Origin of the sequence: Methylosinus sp. PW1 (assembly GCF_000745215.1) — a bacterium.
In the GTDB taxonomy this organism is placed as follows: Bacteria; Pseudomonadota; Alphaproteobacteria; order Rhizobiales; family Beijerinckiaceae; genus Methylosinus.
In genome coordinates this window covers 300,210-322,035 of the sequence record NZ_JQNK01000009.1, presented here as the reverse complement: position 1 = coordinate 322,035, position 21,826 = coordinate 300,210, and the positions used below count along the sequence as shown (strand labels likewise).

At 62.8% G+C, this 21,826-nt stretch carries 15 protein-coding genes; 6 read left to right on the top strand and 9 right to left on the bottom strand.

The window, feature by feature from the left end:
- Nucleotides 1-339 precede the first annotated feature (339 nt).
- Both K369_RS10910 and K369_RS10905 read left to right on the top strand, forming a co-directional pair.
- The gene (locus K369_RS10910) at nt 340-2,559 is read left to right on the top strand and encodes a TonB-dependent siderophore receptor (RefSeq protein ID WP_036291096.1); all 2,220 of its coding nucleotides are present in this window, start codon (nt 340-342) and stop codon (nt 2,557-2,559) included.
- A 2-nt stretch (nt 2,560-2,561) separates the two neighbouring features.
- Nucleotides 2,562-3,782, top strand: coding sequence for a PepSY domain-containing protein (locus tag K369_RS10905; protein WP_036291093.1), 1,221 nt, complete (start codon nt 2,562-2,564; stop codon nt 3,780-3,782).
- 130 nt (nt 3,783-3,912) lie between these two features.
- Here K369_RS10905 and K369_RS27685 read toward each other — a convergent pair whose 3' ends face one another.
- Complete coding sequence (locus K369_RS27685; RefSeq protein WP_245278282.1) at nt 3,913-4,350, bottom strand: thiol-disulfide oxidoreductase DCC family protein; 438 nt, start codon at nt 4,348-4,350, stop codon at nt 3,913-3,915.
- A gap of 1,080 nt (nt 4,351-5,430) precedes the next feature.
- Between K369_RS27685 and K369_RS10890 the strand changes: the two genes are divergently transcribed.
- The 3 genes from K369_RS10890 (at nt 5,431) to K369_RS10880 (ending at nt 8,892) form a co-directional block, all read left to right on the top strand.
- Entirely contained in the window at nt 5,431-5,721 is a 291-nt protein-coding gene (locus K369_RS10890; RefSeq protein ID WP_036291087.1) for a glycosyltransferase, read from the top strand.
- 87 nt (nt 5,722-5,808) lie between these two features.
- Nucleotides 5,809-7,608, top strand: coding sequence for a carbamoyltransferase C-terminal domain-containing protein (locus K369_RS10885; RefSeq protein ID WP_198033101.1), 1,800 nt, complete (start codon nt 5,809-5,811; stop codon nt 7,606-7,608).
- A 36-nt stretch (nt 7,609-7,644) separates the two neighbouring features.
- Nucleotides 7,645-8,892 (top strand): glycosyltransferase family 4 protein, encoded by a 1,248-nt coding sequence (locus K369_RS10880; protein ID WP_084570646.1) that lies wholly within the window; start codon nt 7,645-7,647, stop codon nt 8,890-8,892.
- Nucleotides 8,893-8,916: 24 nt separating this feature from the next.
- Here the strand turns inward: K369_RS10880 and K369_RS10875 are convergent, their stop codons facing one another.
- Entirely contained in the window at nt 8,917-10,050 is a 1,134-nt protein-coding gene (locus K369_RS10875; RefSeq protein ID WP_084570645.1) for an acyltransferase, read from the bottom strand.
- Between the two features lie 156 nt (nt 10,051-10,206).
- The gene (locus K369_RS10870; RefSeq protein WP_036291080.1) at nt 10,207-11,382 is read right to left on the bottom strand and encodes a glycosyltransferase family 4 protein; all 1,176 of its coding nucleotides are present in this window, start codon (nt 11,380-11,382) and stop codon (nt 10,207-10,209) included.
- Between the two features lie 10 nt (nt 11,383-11,392).
- Between K369_RS10870 and K369_RS10865 the strand changes: the two genes are divergently transcribed.
- The gene (locus K369_RS10865) at nt 11,393-12,730 is read left to right on the top strand and encodes a hypothetical protein (protein ID WP_084570644.1); all 1,338 of its coding nucleotides are present in this window, start codon (nt 11,393-11,395) and stop codon (nt 12,728-12,730) included.
- On the opposite strand, the gene K369_RS10860 is transcribed toward K369_RS10865, so the two are convergent.
- The 6 genes from K369_RS10860 to K369_RS10835 are packed head-to-tail and all read right to left on the bottom strand — an operon-like array spanning nt 12,720 to nt 21,214.
- The gene (locus K369_RS10860; RefSeq protein WP_051949210.1) at nt 12,720-13,877 is read right to left on the bottom strand and encodes a glycosyltransferase; all 1,158 of its coding nucleotides are present in this window, start codon (nt 13,875-13,877) and stop codon (nt 12,720-12,722) included. The genes K369_RS10865 and K369_RS10860 overlap by 11 nt on opposite strands.
- The gene (locus K369_RS10855) at nt 13,870-14,886 is read right to left on the bottom strand and encodes a polysaccharide deacetylase family protein (RefSeq protein ID WP_036291078.1); all 1,017 of its coding nucleotides are present in this window, start codon (nt 14,884-14,886) and stop codon (nt 13,870-13,872) included. Before K369_RS10855 ends, K369_RS10860 begins: the two co-directional genes overlap by 8 nt.
- Nucleotides 14,883-16,460, bottom strand: a complete 1,578-nt coding sequence (locus K369_RS10850; RefSeq protein ID WP_084570643.1) for a lipid II flippase MurJ — start codon at nt 16,458-16,460, stop codon at nt 14,883-14,885. Before K369_RS10850 ends, K369_RS10855 begins: the two co-directional genes overlap by 4 nt.
- Nucleotides 16,457-17,887 (bottom strand): O-antigen ligase, encoded by a 1,431-nt coding sequence (locus K369_RS10845; RefSeq protein ID WP_036291076.1) that lies wholly within the window; start codon nt 17,885-17,887, stop codon nt 16,457-16,459. Before K369_RS10845 ends, K369_RS10850 begins: the two co-directional genes overlap by 4 nt.
- Before the next feature lie 7 nt (nt 17,888-17,894).
- Nucleotides 17,895-20,087: an exopolysaccharide transport family protein gene (locus K369_RS10840; RefSeq protein WP_198033100.1), complete on the bottom strand. Its 2,193-nt coding sequence runs from the start codon at nt 20,085-20,087 to the stop codon at nt 17,895-17,897.
- Nucleotides 20,057-21,214, bottom strand: a complete 1,158-nt coding sequence (locus tag K369_RS10835; RefSeq protein WP_036294839.1) for a glycosyltransferase — start codon at nt 21,212-21,214, stop codon at nt 20,057-20,059. The genes K369_RS10840 and K369_RS10835 overlap by 31 nt, the downstream gene beginning before the upstream one ends.
- Nucleotides 21,215-21,826: the final 612 nt, after the last annotated feature.

The window sequence follows — 21,826 nt, the reverse complement described above, 5'->3', positions numbered from 1 at the left end:
TCGCGGATGGCGCGAATGAGAACCGTTGCGCCGTCGATAGCGAGAAGCGCCGGCACACCCATGAATGTCCTATCGGCTGTCTCGCCTGTTCTGAGAGCGACGCGGGGACGGGAGCCGGAAGGCTCGCGAGCGCGGTCTCGCATCCGGCGTCGCCGACGAGCTGCTGCGGCGTCGCGGCGCGCTTCGTCGAGCGCGTCGTCATTCGCCCGCCGGCGCGCATCCAAGTCGGGTCGCCTCGCGCTCCTCCACAAATCTCCTGATCGACAGACCGCGGCCGCGCGCCGTGGATTTCCGATGTTCCGTCCGGCCCCGATAGCGGGCTCGCAGGAGACGACACCTATGATCCGTTCGCATTTGCTGCGCGGCGCTTCCGCCTGCGCGATCGCTTTCGCATTCGCTCTGCCTGCCCGAGGGCAGGAGTCTCTCCCGGCCATAGACATCGCGGGACAAACGCTCGGCGGAAGCGGCTCTGGAAAGGCCGGCGCGGCCGATAAATCGGCGCGGTCGGGAGGACGGGAGACGGGCTATAATCAGGTGGGGCCGGCCGCCTCGACAAAGACGAGCATCCCGATTCTGGAGACGCCCTATTCTGTGCAGATTGTTCCGCGCGAGACGATGGACGACCGGCAGGCGGTCAGCATACGCGACGCGCTCTTCACCAATGTCAGCGGCGTCGCCGGCTCCTCGAACTATTATGACGGCGTCATCGTCCGCGGCTTCGACAGCGGCAACCAGATCTATCGCAATGGGCTTCGCCAGCCGAACGCCACCAATCAGGAAACGACCAACCTGCAGTCGATCGAGGTTCTCAAAGGCCCGGCCGCTATGCTCTATGGACGTGTGGAGCCGGGTGGTCTGATCAACATCGTGACCAAGCGCCCGCAGGAGACGCCCTATTTTTCAGTGCATCAGCAGGTCGGAAGCTTCGGCCTGACGCGCACGGCGATCGACGCCACCGGTCCTCTGCTGGAGGACAAGACGCTGCTCTATCGAATGAATGTCTCCTACCTCGCCAAGGACAGCTTCCAGCCGCATGTCGGCCAGGACAATCTGCTGATCTCGCCGTCGATCACATGGCGGCCGACCGAGCAATTCACCCTCAACGTCGAGGGCGAATATCAACGGGGCTATTTCAGAGATTTGTCGCCGATCCCAGCGCTCGGCTTCCGCCCGGCGGGCATTCCGATCAGCCGCTATCTGCTCGACTCCTATGTCGCCGACAAATACCCCAACTTTCAGGAGCGGTCGCTGTTCGGCTATGATTGGACATACCGGATCGACAATGACTGGAGCGTGACGAACCGCCTGTCACACACGCGCGCCGATTATCGGCAGCGCGGACATTGGCTCGATTCCTTCTCTAACGAGGCGACTGGTGACGCGCTTCGCGGAATCTGGCTGGTGCCGACGCCGAATGCGGCCGAGCCCATTTTCTACAGAGAGACGGTTTCGACCAATGTCGACCTCCAGGGAAAGGCGGTGACGGGGCCTCTCACCCACCGGGTGCTCGCCGGCTTCGACTATTATAGTCACGACTTGAAGGCTCACGGCCATTGCTGCGACTATATTTCTTCGATCAACATCTATTATCCGGTCAATATTCCCGCCAATGTCGACGCGCTGAGCTCCTCCTACCGCACCATCAACAAGGAGAAATGGAAGGGACTCTATGCTCAGGACCAGATCTCCTTCTGGGACGATCGCATTCAGCTGCTTCTCGGCGGGCGTCATGATTGGGCGGAGTCGAGCACCGCGACATTGTGGTCCGACGAATCCTTCGCCGAGGTCGACTCACGAAGAGTTGTCGTGCCCGTCAGTGCGAACAGCCCGCGGATCGGCGTGCTGATCCGGCCATTCTCCTGGCTTTCCGTTTATGGCAATTACACGCGCTCCTATGGCTCGAGCAATGGCATAGACCAATACAGCCGACCGTTGCAGCCGCAGATCGGAACGCAGTTCGAGGGCGGCGTGAAGGCCGAGCTGCTGGACGGGCGGCTCACCGCGACCGCCGCCTATTTCGACATAGACAAGAAAAACCAGACCACCGCGATCTCCGGCACGCCTTTCGTGCGCGTCATCGACGGACGCAGCAATGGCGTCGAGCTCGATTTGACGGGGCGTATCGACGAGCATTGGAGCGTCATCGCCAATTTCACCCATCTCGACGCGCGCATCGTCAAGGACCATGATGTGGTGAACGGGGGCGGAACCGCCGGCAAGCGGCTCCATTCCGTGCCCCACAACACCGCTAATCTCTGGGCGAAATACGAGGCGTGGGGCGCGCTCGCCGGCCTCACCGTCGGCGGCGGCGTCTCCTATGTCGACAAGGCGTTCGGCGACAATGACAACAGCTTCGAGCTGCCCGCGCATGCGCGCGTCGATGTCATGGCGTCCTACAAGCTCGAGGCCGGCTGGATTCCGCATGCGCCGAAATTGACGTTCCAGCTCAATGTCAACAATCTGCTCGACACGACCTATTACGAGGGCGGCGGCGGGCGGATGGGCGCCGTTCCCGGTGCGCCGAGAACCTTCCTCGGGTCGCTGCGCGCGGAGTTTTGACCATGACCGACGACATCGATCGAAAGAGCCGGGCGCCGCAGACGAGCGGCGGAGCGAACGGCCTCGTCCTCGGCCGCACGCTCTGGCTCGCTGCGCATCGCTACCTAGGTTTCGTCGCCGGCGCGGTTTTCGTTCTCCTCGGTCTCTCGGGAAGCCTGCTCGCCTTCCGTGTCGAGATCGACGAATTTTTGAACAAGGACCTGTTCACGCCGACGCATTATGCGCTGGGCGGCGAGCGCGCATCTGTGGATCGGATCATCGCAGCGAGCCGCGCCGCCGCGCCCGAGGGCTCCGCGCCCGTCTGGATGCATTTCCCCAAAGGCGATGGCGGCTATTTCGACGTCATCTATTCGGCGCGTGAGCCGGAGGGGCGCACGAAAACATATCAGATCGTCGTCGATCCGATCACCGCCGCCGTCAAAGGCGCGCGCCTGATCGTCGACGACGGCAATCACTTTGCCGAGCCTCTGGCTGTGCTGCTGATCCACCTGCACTCGGCGCTTCTGCTCGGGGAGAACGGCGCGACGCTCGTCGGATTCGTCGGCCTCTTCCTGCTCGTCTCGCTCGCGACCGGCGTCTATCTCTGGTGGCCGCGCAACGGCAGATGGCGACAGGCGTTTCAGATCAAGCGCGGGGCGAGCGCGGAGCGCCTGATTCTCGATCTTCACAAGACGACGGGCGTCTATCTCCTCGCCGTCTTCGCCGTGATCATATTTTCTGGACTCTATCTGACTTTCAGCGCGCAAATGATCGCGCTCGTCGACTTCTTTTCCCCGGTTCATACGCATCATCTCGAAAATGCGAAATCCATGTCCGCCGACGGGCGCCCGTCGATCGGCGCGGAAGCAGCGGTAGCCGCGGTGGACCAGCTGTTTCCTGACGGCAAGGTAATGAGCCTCTCGCTGCCGGTGGCGCCGGAGGGAGCCTTCGTGGTCGGCAAGCGCGCCGATGACGAAGTCAATGTGAGCGAGCCGCACCGGATGGCGGCGGTCGATCGCTACAGCGGCCAAATTATCGCGATCGAAGATCCGCACCATTTTACCGCCGGCGAGAGATTCCTTGAATGGCAATTCCCGCTACATTCCGGCGAGGCCTTCGGCGATCCGGGCCGCGCGGTCATCGCTCTGCTCGGCGTCGCGCCGGCGCTGCTCTACATCACCGGCCTCACGCGCTGGCTGCAGAAGCGGCGCGCGCGGGCCTCCGGCGCAGGAGGCCGCTCATGATCCGGTCGTCACGAGGCGAGAGTGACGCATTTCTCTCGAGCCGACGCCGGACGGCGGCGCGACATTTCCCGTTATGATCGCGAAGGCGTACGAGTGACCCGCCGCGGCGACGCAATCGGTGGTCTGTTTTTCAATCGGATGATGAGCGATGGGTCGGTTGATTTTCGGCTGGATATGCGTAGGCGTCGCACGTCGCGCGCGAGGCCTCGGGGAGCGCGCAGGCGGCTATTCGACCGAACCAGCGGTAGCGGTTGCGCGCGACGAGGCGATAGAGCGCATCGGCGACAAAGCGTGGCAACAGCCGTGCGAGTGGGGCGGCGCGCGCCGGTCCGCGCAATTGCCGCGCGAGCGCGAACAGCGCTACGGAATCCTTTATCAGGCGGCCGTTCTCGATGAAGAGGAAGCTCTCGGGCGAGTCCGGGTCGATGGCGGCCTCTCGTCGATCACGGCGCGGGCGTCGCGCCGGAGGATCGGGACATGGTATTCGAGCCCTTCTGACGCAAGAGCGCCGTCGCGGGCGGAACCTGCCTCGGCTTGGCGATCGGGAAAGAGCTGGTGACAGCCCCATGGCGGCTGCATCTGGATCGAGGATACGATCAACGGAGGCGCGACCTTCAAGATGGCTTTTCCCTCGATTCCGCTCCATGCCATTGCGACCGAAGGGCAGGGATGAACTCATCCGTTCGGGGAGCGGGTCGCAATGAGATTTTGCGAGCTGCCGGCGGTGTGGGCGACGCCGTTGTCGAACTCGATCGATGTCGCGATGGCTATCGAGGCGAACCACTTTCTCGAAGCCTCCATGCGCTGTCGATGTCGCTCCTTGCCTATGGCCGACAGAGTGTCGCGCGTGGCGCGCTTCGATCCTCGCTTTGTGGCCGAGCAAGCCACTCCGCAGGGGCGTGCACGTCGATTTCAAACTCGCACGCTGCAATGTCCCAAGACATTATCAGCTCATCGAGCTTGGTCGCCGTTCCTATGCGCTTTCCCAAAGGATAGTACGCACAAGACCAGATAGATTGCACTATGCTCGGCACGCTATGTGAGCTTGTCGAACGAGCATGGGCGTCTCGATCGATACGGGTGAGAGTTTCGACTTAACCGTAGTGCGGTAGCGTGGAAATGCCTTTAATTTCCTCATCAACCGCTATGCGACGCCGATTTCTCGATCGAGCGAACCGACTGAAAAATCGGATCGCGCTTTCAATTGGCTCCTCGTGCTTTGTGATCGAACGGGGCGTCGATCGTCCGAAATCTGCTCCCACGAAATAGCGCTCTCCGACCAATATAGCGCGCCCTGTCCGAATCCGAATGGATGCGATTGCGCGCGAGACGAAACATTGCCAATAACTCATCCGGTCCACCTTACCTTCGTCGAAATGTAGCGAGTCACGAAAGTCGTAGAGCTTCGCCCTTCGTCGATGCATTGCGGCGAATGTCGTGCCGTCAGCGTCGCACACGGTGACGACGATTCGCCGGCGATGCAACGGAAGTTCAGCGAAGATGATTGGGCGGCTGACGCAGCCGGCGGAGACGTGGATCGGATTGCCGCCGTCTTATCGCCGCACGCGAGGCCGAAGTCCGTGCGCGCGTTCAGCGGTCCGTCCGTTTTCGGTCGTGCGAGGTATGAGCTTTCTCGCGAGCCAAGATCGTGCTCAATGGCGCGGTCGATCCCTCTGCAGGCGATCGAGGAAATATGCGCTGCTTCGAGGCGATGGGCGGAGGCGCCCTGCTGCTGTCGGACAATGGGCTTTACCCGGACGGTATGGAGGACGGGCGCACTATGCTCGTCTATGAAGACGCGAATGACGCGGTGATGCGCATCCGGGATGGATTGACGAAGCCGGAGAAGGCGGCTTCGATAGCGGCGGCGGGATTGAATCTCATGAAGGCGGAATGTAGCAAGCCTCAGCAATGGACGCGCTTTCAAAGCCTGCTGTGAGAAGACGCTCTCTCAGTGGCGCGACGGATTGGCGCATGGATGGTTGGCGTGAAGCTGAATTCAGCGTTTGGTCAGAAAGGGGATAGCGTGACGACCATACTCGGGCTCAACGCCTATCATGGCGACGCTTCTGCCTGCCTCGTGCGCGACGGCTCGATTGTCGCGGCGGTGGAGGAGGAACGTTTCCGCCGCGTCAAGCATTGGGCGGGGTTTCCGTCGGAGGCCATCCGCTATTGCCTCGAAGAAGCCGGTCTGAGGCTCGCCGATGTGGCGCATATCGCGGTGAATTCCAATCCGAAGGCGAGCCTATTTCGTAAGATCGGCTATGCGCTGAAGACGCGTCCCGATCTTGCGCTCATTGGGGATCGCATCCGCAATCAGTCAAAGCGGCGGTCGATCGAAGCGGAATTGGCGAGCGCGTTCCCGGGAGCGAACTTCAAGGGTGAGATTCATCGCATCGAGCATCATGTGGCTCACGCGGCGTCTGCGTTTCTGGTCTCGCCCTTCGAGCGCGCGGTGGTTCTATCGGTGGATGGGTTCGGCGATTTTTCGAGCGCCGCCTGGGGCATGGGCGATCGAAATGGCGTGTCGATCGACGGACGTGTTTATTTTCCGCATTCGCTGGGGATCTTCTATCAGGCGATCACGCAATATCTCGGCTTTCCGCACTATGGCGACGAATATAAGGTCATGGGGCTCGCGCCCTATGGCCGACCCCTTTTCCTGAGCGCAATGCGACGTATTCTTCGGCTCGAGGACAATGGCGTTTTCGCGCTCGATCTCGGCTATTTCCGCCATCATAAGGAAAAAATCGCGTATGAATGGACCGGTGGGGCGCCTCATGTCGGCGCGCTCTACAGTCCGGCGCTCGAAGATTTGCTCGGACCTGCGCGAACAAAAGACGAGCCGTTGGAGGAACGCCATCTCGATATCGCGCGATCTGCGCAAGCGATGTATGAAGAAGCCTTCTTCCATTTGCTGAGCAAGCTTCATGAGCGATATCGACATTCCGATCTCACGCTGGCCGGAGGCTGCGCGATGAATTCGGTGGCGAATGGCAAGATCAAGCGTAATTCGCTGTTCCGAAGGGTCTATATTCAGCCTGCGGCGGGTGACGCTGGCGGCGCGATCGGCGCTGCGCTGCAGGTCTGGAGCGAACTCGGGGGCATCGTTTCCGGAGCATCGACGGCGACGGCGCTGGAGGGGGATAGGATATCGGGCCGAAGGGTGATGGATCACGCCTATCTCGGTCCAACCTATGACGACGAGTCGATCGAGGCTCTGCTCGCTGCGCGCCGGGCGGCGCTCGCAAGTCAGGATTGCGTCGTCGAGCATATCGGTGATGAAGCCGCGCTGTGCGAGCGTGCTGCGGCCGCCATAGCGCAGGGTGAGGTCGTCGGCTGGTTCCAAGGACGGATGGAGTGGGGACCGCGCGCGCTCGGCAATCGCTCGATCATTTGCGACCCGCGGCGCGCCGATATGAAGGACATTCTAAATCTGAAAATCAAGCGTCGCGAGAGCTTCCGTCCGTTCGCGCCTTCGATTCAAAGAGAGAGCGTGGCGCATTGGTTCGAGGAGGATGGCGACGTGCCATTCATGATGCAGGTGTTTCAGATAAGGGAAGAGAAGCGGTCGATTATACCCGCGATCACCCATGTCGATGGATCGGGGCGTTTGCAGACGGTTCACCGCGAGACCAATCCGCGCTATTGGGGGTTGATCGAGGCGTTCCGGGTGCGGACCGGCGTGCCCATGGTGCTCAACACATCGTTCAACGAGAACGAGCCCGTGGTCTGCAGGCCCGACGAGGCGCTGGACTGCTTCTCGAGAACCAAGATGGATGTGCTGGCGTTGGGGAACAGCTTCATTCGTCGTCGAAATGGTTGAGCGCCGGCTTCGAGCGCCGCAGCACTCGGAGTCGTGATGCTCATTTTCGTGAACCGCTATTTTCACCCGGACCATTCGGCGACGAGCCAGATATTATCCGATCTGGCGTTCGGATTGAGCGCGCGTGGGCATGATGTGCGCGTCATCGCCTCGCAGCTGCGATATGACGCGCCAGACGATCTCTTGCCGGCTCATGAGGTCATCCGCGGGGTCGAGGTTTTTCGTGTGTGGACGTCGCGCTTCGGCCGCGACGATCTCATCGGTCGGGCGATCGATTACGCGACCTTCTATCTGTCCGCGGCTTGGCGGCTCTTGCGATTGGCGCGCGCCGGAGACATTATCATCGCCGAGACCGACCCGCCGATGCTGTCCGTCATCGTCGCTCCGATCGCGCATTGGCGTGGCGCTGTTCTAGTCAATTGGCTACACGATCTGTTTCCAGAGGTGGCCCAGGCTGTGGGGCTCGGCAGACGCCTGCTTCCGGGTTTCGTCTACGACCTGCTTCGTGCGCTGCGCAACGCATCATTGCAAGCGGCGGCGATGAATGTGGCGGTGGGTGAAAAAATGTCGGAGCAGTTGTCGTCGCTGAGCGTGGCGTCGGATCGCATCGCCGTCATTCCGAACTGGGCGGACGCCGAGCTGATTCGTCCGGTCGCGCCAGAAGACAATCCGCTGCGAAAAGAATGGGGGCTCGATGGCTCCTTTGTCGTCGGCTATTCCGGCAATCTCGGGCGCGCGCATGATTATCGCGCTATGCTGGGCGCGATCGAGCGCCTGAGCGGCGGGCTTTCGGAGGCTCCGACAATTGGATGGCTATTCGTGGGCGGGGGCGCGCTTCATGAGGCATTCAGACGCGAGCTGCGCGCCAAGGGGCTGAAGGGCGTTTTATTCGCGCCCTACCAGCCGCGAGAGCGTCTCTCGGAGAGCCTATCGGCGGCGGACGTCCATCTCGTTTGCCTTCGACCCGATCTCGAGGGCTCGATCGTGCCGAGCAAATTCTACGGCGTCGCCGCGGCCGGTCGTCCGACCATTTTCATTGGCGATTTGGACGGTGAAATTGCGCGGATCGTCAGGCGAAACGATCTTGGATCCGTGGCGCCACAGGGCGATGGGGAGGAAGTGGCAGCGCAGATCTCGGCGCTCGCACTGGATCCGGCTCGTTGCAGTGACATTGGCATGAAGGCGCGCCGGCTCTGCGTGGAGGAGTTCGACAAGCGCATCGCCCTCGACCGCTGGGAGCGGCTGCTGGAACGCCTGCCGACGAGAGACGCCGGCGCAGCTTGACGGTCGCGCGCGCCTTTCGCGCATTCAGCTCGCGACGCTCGATTTCTGCGCGCGCGCCTTGCCGAAGACGGAAGTTCCATCGATCTTGCGCCGCATCGGAACCTCGAACAGATGAAATGAAATAAGGCTCGTGACGAAGATGCATGCATAGCAGACGAGGCTCAGCGCGACGATCGCGATTCCGCTGCCCTTCATCAGCTTGTCGCCGACGATGTTTATCAAAACCAGAATAAACAGATTGTGCCACATATAGATCGAATAGGTGAGTTGTCCGAGCGGGGCGATCCGCGTCAGGCCGGGCGTGGCGGACGCGTAGAGGTCGCGCGCTACGGCGCCCGTCACGAGCGAGATGATCAGAGCCAAGATCAGCAAGGGCGATTGTCCCGAGAGCATGGCGGCCACGATCGCCAGCAGGCCTCCCGCGAGAATGGGGAGAGGCGGTGTGAACGGCCCGAGGAGATGACGGAGCCGGAAGAGCGCCACGCCGATGCCGAAGCCGAAAGCGCCGCGCAGAAGCGGATGAAAATTCTCCGCGTCGATCCAATCATGAACGCGCAAATCGAGACCGTATCGGTGAATGGCGCCGAGAATGATCGCGGCGCAGATCGTCGCGATGGCGAGAACGTCTCTCCGCCTGGCGTTTCGGGAGAGAATAATAGCGATCGGAAAACCGATATACATCATCATTTCGACGCTGATCGACCAGTTGACGCCGTTGAAATACTGACGATTTCCACATTCGATGATGGTGTGCAGCAATAGGACCGTATCCGCTATGCATAGCGGGCTGAAGGATGGTGTGTGCCGACTCGGCAGTTGCAGCGCCTCAAATCCCGCATATAGGATCGCAGACACGATAATGGTCAGCAGATGTAGTGGGAATAGTCTTGCGATGCGCTTTTTTATAAAGCAGCCGTAAGAGCGGAGATCGCCGATGTGGCCGAAATACATATGGGATATGACATATCCAGATATGATAAAAAACATGTCGACGAATAGAGCCAAGCCATCCGAGCGCTCATTGGCGGCGGAAGAGAACATGAACTCTTTGGAATGGTGAAACACGATTCCGAGAGAGGCGAGGAAGCGAAGCGTGTCGAGGTGCTGCATTTCCCCCGATTTCGCCACGAGCGGCTTCAGCTTCAACCACTTCCGCATAACGGCCGTCCACCTTTCCGCATCTTTGTTGTCTAGCTCGCGCTGAATGATTTACCAAGCGCAAATTCTGCGAGTTCGACTGTTGTTCGCGCGCGCAATGCGGAATGTTTGTTGCTTATTCGTGTAGTTCTGCGCCGAGCCAGCCTCGCGAGGAAGTTATCGTTTGGCTGCGGACGGCTCTTCCTTTTGCATTTCTTCCAATAATTCGAGATATTTCGTCGCGACGCTGTCCCAGCCGAAGCTCTCGGCGGTGGAGCGGGCGCCGGCCCGCAATGTCGCGAAACGGTTCTCATCCTCGAAGGCGGCGCGCAGCTTCTCGGCAATGTCTTTGGCGTTCCGCTCGATCGTGAAGCCGTTCACGCTGTCTCGCAAATAGTCTTCGATCCCGCCGACGCGGGTCGCGAAGACCGGGAGGCCGGCGGCCATCGCCTCCATGCAGACGAGCGAGAAAGTCTCATAGGCGGTCGGAAGCGCGAAGGCGTCGGCCGCGGCGTAGAAGGCGGCGACGTCGCGCCGCGCGCCGCAAAAGACGAGGCGGCTTTCGGCCTGCGCGGCGAGCTTTCGGTAGCGCGCTGGATTGTCGGAACCGACCACCGCTAGCCAATAGCGGTCGTCCAGAAGCGCCAGCGCTTCGATAAGCGGCGCGAGGCCCTTGCGCGCAAATTCATGTCCGACGAACAGCAGCAGCCGGGCGTCGGGCGGTATTCCGAATTCGCCGCGAATTTGCGCGCGCGCCTCCTCCGAGGCTTGGAAACGGTGGAGATCGATGCCATTGTAGATGATGCGAATGCGCTCGGCGGGAACATTGTAATGCGATTGCAATTCTTCACGCACGCGAGCGGAAACCGCGACATATTTGCGGTAGCGGAGCCCGCCGATCATCCAGCGATCCCGCAACGCGACCCAATAATGCATGGGATTGAGCCTCCAGCGCCAATCGCCGGCCTCGCGCTTTTGCGCGAGACTCTCTGCATTCACGGCGTGGACGACGAGAATGTCGCCACGCAGACAATCGCCATGGCTGATGATCTGCGCCGCCCGCGCGCGGCGCCGAAGGGCCAGCGTCGCGGCGAGCGTGAATATCGGCATGACGACGAGCCGGCCGATATGGCGCATGGCGCCGCGAGTCGGCACGCGCGAGAGCCATGGCGTGACGAGCTCTATCTCGGAGGCCGTCTCGCGGTCGTCTGCGACGACCGCGGCGACGACGCTATTGCGCGCTCCGGCGCGTGTGAAGGCTTTCGCGAGCTCGAAGGCGACAGTCTCGACGCCGCCGTCTCGGCTGAATTCTTGCACGACCTGAACGATTTCGAGTGAATTGCGTGAGCTCATTGGTAAATCCATGACACAAATCTTCGTGAGATTAGCGTGCTCGACTCTGCTTTTCGTCGCATCGGCCGCCTTTTGCGAGGATCGGCTCTTCGAGCCCGATGCGCCGTTGCGGATGCGCATCGGCGGCGGAAATCTCGTGACGCATCTGCACGGAGCGCCTTCTGCGCAAATCTATGCGGCGCTGCGCGGAGTCGGCGCGCCGCTCGGCCGCATGGATTCCTATGGTTGGCGCACGCTCGACCGCAAGCCGACGCCGAGCGATTTCGACGCCGCCATGCGCGAGGCCTATGAGCGCGGAATAACGCCGGTCATTCTGCTGGAATATGAGGGCTCTTATCAGTTTCTCGATCCGCCGCAGCCGATCGGCTCCTACCGAGACTGGTTCATCGCTGGCGTCGCCTATGCGCGGCGCTTCCAGCCCGGGGGCGAGTGGGCGAAGGCCAATCATGTGAGCGGATGGGGCGCGACCATCTTCACGGCGATCAACGAGCCGGATGTGCAGGCGACCATTCCGCGCGACGATTATCGGCGGGCGCTGGAAGGGCTGGCCGATGGCGTTCACAGCGTCAATCGTGATCTGAAGGTCGTGCCCGGCGGCTTCGCCACTTGCAACTCGCATGGCGACGCGACTTTGCGCGGCTATGGCCCGGCCATTGCGCCACTGCTCGAGGATGGTCGCCTCGACGGCGTCGATCTGCACACTTATTATAACTTCCGTTGGTTTCCGCTGACTCGCGGTCGCCAATTCTCGGCGCAGAGCTGCTTCGATCGCGTCAAAAAGGCGATGGGCCTTTCGCGCGACATTAATTTCTATGCGACCGAATATAATATCTCGAAATCCGAGGGCTGGGCGCGGCCAGAGACCGCCGCCAAGCTGTTCCTGACGGCCTTTTGGGACGAGATGGCGGTGGTCGGCGCCGACGGACGCAGGCCTGCGACCGTTTTCGCCATGCCCTGGAACCTCGGCGACACTGGCGCGATCGAGGGGCCGAGCTACGCAATGGCGGCCGGCGCCGCTCCATGGCGGCCGGAGGCGCGCGCCGTCGTGCTGCGCAATCTGATCGAACTCGCCGGCTCGATGCATTTCATCTCCATCGATCGCGAGAAGGGGCTGCTGACGCTGGAAGGTCCGACCGGGCGATTGCTTGTCTGGCATGATCTCGAGGGCTGGACCGACGCGCCCGGCTCTGGATGGACCGTGCCCTTGCCGGGATGGGCCGTCACCGCGGAGCTGTGGGGCTGGGACGGATTGCGCCGACGCGTCCCTGTGGCGGGATCGGAGCATCGCTTCGCCGGACTGAAGCCGGACGAGACCTATATGGTGTTTATTCCGCGGCCTAAGCTCTGAGCGACGTTGCATGATAGGCCTCGAGCCAAGCGCGCCGCAGCGTGCGCGCGACCTCGTGATAGGTGAATCGCGTCGCGACATTCTCCAGCGCGGCGCGTGACTTTGCGCGCACATCTTCTTTGCCGGCGGCGATGTCGTCGAGCAGGCGCGCGAGCGCCGCGCTGTCGCGTTCGGGCGCGACCCATCCGCCTTCGCCGATCACATCGGGGATCGCGCCGCCGGTAGAGCCGATCACCGGCACGCCGCAGCTCTGCGCCTCGATGATGACGCGGCCGAATTGCTCGCGGACGCGCGGCGTGGTGCGCGTGAACAAGATCAGCGCGTCGAGCCCACGCATGAATTGCGCGACCTCATGCGGCGGCGCCCAATCGCGAAAGCTCACGCGCTCGACGAGGCCGAGGCGCTCCACGCGCGCGCGCAATTTGCCTTCATGCGGGCCGGCGCCGATCAGATCGAGGTCGACTCGCGCCTCCGCGCGCGCGATCGCATCCAGCACATCGTCGAGTCCCTTCTCCTCGACGAGACGGCCGACGTAGCCGATGCGCACTCCCGCACCCCGCGGCGGCGCGACGCGATCGGGACGGAAGCAGTCCTGATCCACGCCATAGCCGATCATCGTGACCGGACCCTCATAGCCGCCAGCCCTCACCACGGCCTCGGCGTCCGGGCTGCGCGCGAGAATATGCGCGCATTTCTTCAGCACGAAGCGGCGAATGGTCTCGAAGGGCGGCGGCAGGGTCTTGAGAATATTCTGATCGACCTCGAGCACGAGCGCCGCATCCTGCTTCGTCAGCGCGGCTTGCAGCGCCACTATGCTCCAAGGCTCCTCCCAAAGATGCAGCACATGCGGCCGCAGCTTGCGTAGCAGGCGTGGGAGTCGCGGATAGAAATGCAGATACCAGTTCAGCGGTCCGGCGCTCGGAAACAGGATCGGCAGCACATGCAGCTGCATATCGGGGTCGATTGCGGGCTCGCCGGTGAGCGCGCGGCCGAACTCGCGCCAATTTTTCGGCACGACGAGATGCAGATCGAGATCGCTCTGCCGGAGCAGAGGCGTGTAGCGCTGACGTCCGCCTTTTTGGCCGACGGCGGAATGCGCAACGGAGACGACGCGCAGAGGGGAGGGGGCGCTGCGAAGGTCAGACACGGCTGAGCATCCTCGCGACGACGCCAGACGCGCCGGTCAAATGCATCTCGGCCATCGCAAGACTTCTCGCGCCGCCATTCAGCGTGTTGCGCGGCAGGCTGAACACATTGCTCCGGCGCCCCATCACGCCCTTGCGCGTCGTCGCCGCCGAGGAAAAGCCGGCGCGCCGCGCGAGCTCGAAATCGCGCTCGCCGGCGTCGGCCGCGCGGCCGAAGGGAAAGGCGAAATGTCGAACATCTCTGCCGAGCCGCTCGCGCAGGCGCTGACTGCAGGCTTCGAGCTCGGCGAGCGCCTCCGCTTCGGCGAGCGCCGAGACGCGCGGATGATCGACCGTATGCGCGCCGATCTCGACGAGCGGATCGCGCGCCAGCGATTCCAGCATGTCCCAGGAGATGGCGTGCTTCTCGCGCAGCTGCGCTTCCTCGAATCCATTCTCCGCGCAAAAGGCCGAATAGCGCGCGCCGGCGCGAGGGCCTTCCCAGGCCCGCTCCATCGCCGCATAAACGGCGCGCTTGTCTTGCGCGGTCTCGACTTTCACTGTCCGCCCGTCGTGAATGACGTAGTCCTTGCTCAGGATGATGTCCTCGAGGCCGGCGTGCCACATCGACATTGTTCCATCGGGAATGCCCGTGGTCACGAAGAGCGTCACCGGCGCTTCATGCGCGCGAAACAGCGGGACGATCTCCTCGAAAGCGTCGCGGTAGCAATCATCGACGGAAAAATTCACGAAGCGGTCGCCGGGACGATTTGCGGCTGCGCGCTCTATCGCCTCTTCCATGGTCACGATCGACCAGCGCTGCGCCTTCAAATAGACGAGCAGGCGATCGAGATAGGCGAGATCGAGATAGAAATTGCGATTGGGCAGCCGCTGCCATAGTGCGCTCGGCGCGGCGCGATGAAAGGTGAGCAGACAGCCGCGCGCGCCTCTCGCCCTGTCGAGGAGTGCGCCGATGGGTCGCAGCGCCGCCTCCATCGGCAGAACGTCTGTCAAGCTCGACGCGAGACTCATGGCCGCTCTCCTGGTCCAAGCAATTTTCGCAGCTTCGAAAAGCCCGCGCCGCGCAGCTGCGGCAGCAGCACGAATGCTCCGGCCGCGGTGCAGACTGCGCAAGCTGCGGCGCCGGCGATGAGCCGCGGCGCCAGGGCGCTCGCTTGCGCCTCGATCATCCATCCGGCCGCCAGCATGGCGGCGCCGGGCGCGGCCGCCACGCATGTCAGCGACAATATCCGTCCACGATTGGGCAAGGCCCATGTCGTCCCGGCCAGCAATGTGAGGCTGCGGGCGCTCTCGCCGAGGCCGATCAGCAGCATGCCGAGGCCGAGCGGCGGCGCGAGCCATGCGCCGAGCGCGTTGATGACGATATTGACGAGATAGGCTCCGACGACGATCAGCGTTGCCCGCGCATTGCGGCCTTCGCTATTGAGATGCCGCAGGAGAATCCATCCGAGCGTCGAGGCCCACAGGCCGATGGAGACGCCGCGCAGCGTCGCGCTCGCGAGCAGCAGGCCGGTCTCCGAGAAGGCGCCGCGGAAAAACACCAGCCGCACGATATCGGATGCGAAGACGAAGACGAAGGCGGAGGCCGGGACGGTGAGCGCGAGGATGAGGCGCGTGATCGCTTCGATCTGACGATGGCTCTCGTCCTTCCGATAGCTCGACATATAGGCGAGCCCGACCGGCTGGCTGATGAGCAGCAGCGCAGTGTCCGAGAGCGTGCGCGAATAGTCGAGCGAGGCCACTGCGCCGGTGACGTTGCGCGAGGCCGCCAAGCGCTCGATCCAGACCTGCGTCTGTTCCGCGAAAGGAAGCGCGAGCAAAGGGCGCAGGCGCCACAGAAACTCGCGTCCGGCCGCAAAAATCAATGCGGGATGCGCGCCGCTCGGGTCCAGCGTGCGCTCCCGATAGCGCAACCAGAGGCCGAACAGCGCCAAGGCGTTGAAGGAGAGGGTGAAGGGCCAGGCGAGCGCGCCGAACCAGCCGAGGAAGGCATAGAGGGCGAGGCCGATGATCATCGACAGATTCAAGAGGCCGGCGCGCAGATTGGAGAGTCGCGTCTTGCCGAGCGCGATCTCGCCCGCCGCCAGCGTGTTTACCAGCACGGAGGCCGGCATGGCGAAGCTCATGATCTCGACATAGCTCAGCGTCAGCGACTTGCCCTCTGGCGTGAAGCCGCCGAGCATCAGATCGATCCACCAGGCGCCGAGCGTCTGCACGCAGAGCATCACCGCAATGGCGACGAGCGTCAGCGCGCAGCAGAGCGAGGCGAGCAGGCGAGGGGCGCGCCCTTCCGCCTGGGCGCGTTGCAGCATGGGGATTAGAATGGCCGGCGCGCTCTCATTCTGCAAAAAGCACAAGGGCAGCAAGATCACCGTGACGGCGCCTCTATAGCCGTCGGCCAGCAGCGACGCGCCCAGCACTTGCGCCATCAATATCTCGCGCGCGAATCCGAGAATCTTGCTGGCGAGCGCGCCGAGCATCAGCAGCGCGGCGATTTTGCGCGGCGCGGCGCGCGTCGGCGCGGCGGGCGAGATCGGAGCGCTCAGCGGAGGCGCCGAGCTGCGAAGGCGCTGCGTCCAGCTCATCGGCGCCGCCCTATGTCGAGGCGGCGCTGCAAGCCGCGCATCGGGACGGAGGCCAGCGCGAGCGCCATGAAGGTCCAGAAGAGAAAGCCTGCTTCGCCCGAGCCTATGCCGGCGAGCGGCAATTGCACAAGGAAGAAGGCGCCGAATGCGCCGAGCATGACGCTCTCCGCGTGGCCGTCGTTCAGCGCGCCGACGATCGCCGAGACAGCGACCCACACCAGCGCGAAGAGGCAGATGAGGCCGAAGACGATGCCCATCGACTGCCAGCAGGCTATGATCATGCCGTCGACCGGCTGCGAGCCGGCGACGCCCGTGTCGACCGTGGTGAATCCGGCGCCGATCAGCGAGCTGTCGGAAAGATTCCACAAGGCGGAATATTGATCGATGCGCTCGCGCGCGCTGCCGTCGTGGCTGCCTTCCGAGAAGGTCGCCAATCTCGCGCTGATCGACTCGCCGAAGGGAGTCGCGACCAGAGCGACGATCGTCGCCGCGCAGACGCCGAACATCATGGTAAAGGAGCGTCCGCGCGTCGCGCGGAACATGGCGCAGAACAGCATGGCCACGACGAGCGATATCCAGGCCGTGCGATACAGAGAGAGAAACAGCGCGAGCGCCGCGGGCGCCGTGGCGATCTGCGACAGCCAATCACTTTTGCGAAACCACACGAGCAGCAGCCCTACGGCGGTGAAGGTCGCAAAGCCCGCGGGCGCATTCATCGTGCTGAAGACGCGCACGCTATAGGGGAGGGGCTGCCCGATGGACGTGATCGGCGCATTCTGCATCCAATAGCGATCCCAGACGGCCGGATCGACATATTGCACGACGCCATAGACGCCGATGATCGGCAAAACGATCGCGAAGACATTGGTGACGGCGGCGAGAATTTCGTCCCTGTCGGCGGTTTCCGCGAGCAGCATGGCGTAGAGCAGGGGAGCGAACCATTTGACGGTGTCGCGCGCGGCGCTCATCCATTCGCCTTTGAACAAGGTGAGGATCATCGCATAGACGACGCAGGCGATGACCATGAGCAGAGGCTCCATGCGCCGCATCCGGCCCGCCGATGTCATGAGGCCGAGCATGTGGGAAAGAGGCGCCATGAGGCAGGCCAGCGGCCCCACCAGCATCAGGCTGCTCGTGTCATAGCCGAGGCGGACGTCGACCAGCCGCCGCACGAAGGGCGTGAAGAGAAACAAGAGCAGCGCGGCTCCGATATGAGCCGAGGGTCCGCGCCGCCATGTCCGCCATCCGACAGAAGCGCAGGCGAGCACATAGAGCGCGCGTGCGGGCGCGCCGAGGAAAGGCCCGACAGCGCCGGCGATCAGCAATGTGGTGAGCGCGGCGGCGCATCCGATCAAATGGTCCCGCGCGCTCGTCGCCGCGTCGCGATGGAATCGGTCCTGTGTTCTGGCGCCAGCGAGATTCGCCATCTCCGCCTCAGGCCGTTACACGCGAGAGGCGTTGCTGGAATGGCGGCGCGTCGCGCTCCGCCATATTGACGACGAGGCCGAGCAGCCGCCCGCCGGAAGCCGTGAGCACCTCGCTCGTGGCGAGCGCTTCCTCCGCCGAGCATCCTCCGGCGCGTGCGCAGAGCAGGATCGAATCCGCCTGACGAGCCAGAAGGCGCGCGTCCAATGCATCCGCCGGCGGGCAGTCGAGCAGGACGAGATCATAGTCGCGCGTTGATTTCAGCACGGTCTCGATGCGCTTGCCGATCTGCGTCGGCGCCGCTTTGCCGGAGGCGCCGAGAGGCAGAGCGTCGAGCATTCGCGAGGCGGTTCCCGTCACGCAGTCCCGCAGAGGCGCCGTTGCGTCCAGCGCCTCGAGCAGACCCGGGCCGTGCTCGAGGTCGAGCGCGGATTCGAAGCAGGGACTGGCGCGGTCACATTCGACGGCCAGCACGCGATGCCCCATCGTCGCCACGAAATGCGCCAGGGCGAGAGTGAGGAATGTCTTGCCGTCGCCGCGCGCGGGTGAGGTCACGGCGATGATTCTCGAACCTTTCGCCTCGTCGATGCGCGCGCTCGAATAGATCTCGAACAGCGCGCGCTGCGCAGCCTCGTCGCTCTCCGCGAGCTCGATGAGGACCTTCAAGGGCAGGGCGTGATCTCGACGCGCCGGCATGCCGAAGAGCCTGGGGCGCGCGCTGCGCAAATGCGGCAGCTCCACACATGGCGCGTCGCCGGGGAGACCGGCCAGCTCGGCCGAGCCGCGCAGGCTCTTGTCGAAGCGGTCGCGCAAAATCGCCGCCGTGGCTCCGAGCAGCGTGGCCAGCGTCAATCCCGCTGCGAGGAACGGCAGCTTCTTCGGGAAGTAGGGCACATTGGGCAGCTCGGCCAAGCCCACGAGGCGCGTGCTTCCGTTCAGCACGCGACGATCCGCATCGAGCTCGCTGGCGCGCTTGTAGAGCTCCGAATATTGGCGCCTCTTCATATCGACGCCATGCACCAGCGTCTCTATGGAGCCCTGGTCGATCATTGCGTCGCCGACCTCTGTCTTGGCGCCCTCCACTTTGGCTTTCAGCGAGGCGACGAGAGAGTTGGCGGCTTCGTAATTGCGTTTCACCGCGGCGGCGACTCCGGCGACCTCGGCGGCGAGCCGTCGCTGGGCGATGTCGCGCTCCTGCTCCAATTCGCGCATGGCCGGATGCCGATCGCCGAGCGTGGTCCGGGCGGAAGCGAGCCGCATCTCGATCATGGTGAGCTGCTGCTTGAGATCGGAAACGCTGCGGCTCGCCAGCACGGCGGGCGAGTCGGCCAAGCCCTTTCCCTTGTTCGCGGTGATCTCCTTCAACCGCGCCGACGCCTCCGCGCGCGTGGCCTCGGCGGTGGAAAGCTGCTGCGTGAGGCTGGTCAGGCGTTCGGAGTCGATCAGCGCATTGGTTCCGCGCGCGAGGCCCTTCTTGCGCTTATATTCTTGAATCTTGCCGTCGTCGTCGCGCAATTCGGTCTCGAGCCGATGGACCTCGGCCCACAGCCAATCCGCGGCGTGCTGGCGCCCGGACGAAAGATTCGCGCGCTGATCCTCGAGGAAGGCGGAGATCAGCGCATTGGCCATTTTCTGCGCAATGTCCGGCCGAGTGGATTGGTACGAAATGCCAATGACGCGCGATCGCCCGACATTGCCGATGGAATAGCGCGTGCGTACGAACTCGACCAGCGCGTCGGCGTCTTCTTTCAGCTTGTCGCAGCCCGAGTGGCGGCCGAGCTTCTCCAGCAAGGCGCCGATCCCTTTGCTGGCGGCGCAATCCTGCAACGCCAATTCGAGAATGCCGGGCGAGGCGATCGCCGCCTTCAGCACGCGCGACGAGCCGATGATGAGAAGCTGACTCTCCATATCGGCGGGATCGCCGGCCTTCTGCGCCCAAACGGCGGAAGAATTATTGTCGCCGGGCTCCTGCTCGGCGACGATCACCGAGCCGGTCGCCATATATTGAACCGGCAGCACGAGGAGCGCAGCGATGAAAGCGCCGAGGATCGTGATGAAAATCACCACGAATATCACTTTGCGTCGCCACAGCGCGGCGAGCGGTCCGCGTCCCGGCGGGTCTGCAGCATAGCTCGTCGCGCGCCTCGGCTCCAGATCGGAAACGGCTGCGCCTAGATTGTCATAGGCCATGCGGGCGTCCAATTCGATTCCTTGCCGTGCTCGCGAGCTGCGATCGTTCGGTCCACGAGATCTTTGAATTCTCGCCGAAAGCGCTCGGCCGAAAAATTCTGCGCTTGCCTTCGGCAGGCTGTGCGGGAAAACAGATCCTCTTCCGCGACAAATCTGCGTAGGCAGTCGGCGATGTCCGCCGGCGTCGCATTCGCGAAGAACATTCCCGAACGTGGCTCTCTCGCGGACACCGATTCCCTCGCGCCGCCACGATCGAGCGCCAGCACCGGGGTTCCTTCCGACATGGCCTCGACCACGACGATGCCGAAATCCTCCTCGGCTGCGAAAACGAAAGCGCGCGCGGAGGCCATCAGATAGCGAAGCCGCTCATCGCTGACGAAACCTTCGAAGGAGACATTGTCGGTTGCGATCTTGCGCAGGCGCGCGGCCTCTGGGCCGTCTCCCGCGACAATCAGCCGAAGATCTTCTAGCTCGGCGAAGGCCTTCACGATCGCTTCGACATTCTTATACGGCACGAGCCGGCTGGCGGTGAGGAAATAGGGCTGACGCGAGACCTCCCCGCCTCGGCCGAGCGAGACCGGCGGATAGATCACTTTTGCTTTCCGCCCATATGATTTCTTTATGCGCCGCGCGACGAATTGCGAATTGGCGACAAGGACGTCCGGCCCGTTCGCCGTTCGCGTGTCCCAGATGCGCAGGTAATGAAGCAATATGCGGGCGACGGCTCCTTTGATCCCATTCTCGAAGCCATTGTCGCGCAAATATTGATGCTGCATGTCCCACGCATATCGCATCGGCGAATGCACATAGGAAATGTGAATCTGATCGGGACCCGTCAGCACGCCTTTCGCGGCGGCGAAGCTGCTGGAGATGACGAGGTCGTAGGCGGAGAGATCGAACTGCTCGATCGCCAATGGCATCAACGGCAGATACAAGCGATGATGCGTGCCGACGAAAGGCGCGCTTTGCAGAAAGCTGGTCGTCTCGCGACCTATGCCGATAACGGCGCGATCTGCGGGCGGGAGAACGTCGAAGAGCGAAAAGACATGCGCTTGCGGATAGCATTGCAAAATTTCGCCGAGGACGCGCTCGGCGCCGCCTAGGACATAGAGCCAATCGTGCACGACCGCGACACGCATCAGAAAAATCTTCCCTTGTGGTTCCAGGGCGCTCGTCCATGCGATCACAATCGACGAGGTAGGGGGCTAATTACGTCTTCGAATACAAGCATTATCAGCGAGGCTGGTCGGCTAGTGGAGGTGAGGTTGTCCTACTCTCACTGTATACATTTTTATGTGTTCGCTTACGCTCTCGTAAAGTGATTTTTTGACAAGCACAGTTAATGTGAAAATGCTCAACTCGTCTTTATCAACTCGTCTTTATATGTATCCTTCAGTGACTCCGCGTCTGCTCGTTCAATCTCGAAAGAACGATTGAGCTTCGATCGCATGATCTGCGCGCTCTCACCTCTGGCGCCTATGGGACATTATGATACGGCGGTCGAGACGATGTCTCCGATCGGGACAAAGGATCGCGCGAAGGATGCGCGCGGACCTATCAGGCAAAAGCGGCGCCGCCAACAATGGGACGATGATCCGTTAGAGTCGATGCGCGCGGCGAGATGGTGAGCGCGTCCCGAGATGTCACGCAGGACGGGAAGGGCCGGCCCCGTTGCTCTCGCGGTTTCGCGCGTGCGCGGGCTCGGCGACAGCGGCCGCGCCTGCGGTTTTGCGCGGCTCGTGAGAAATACG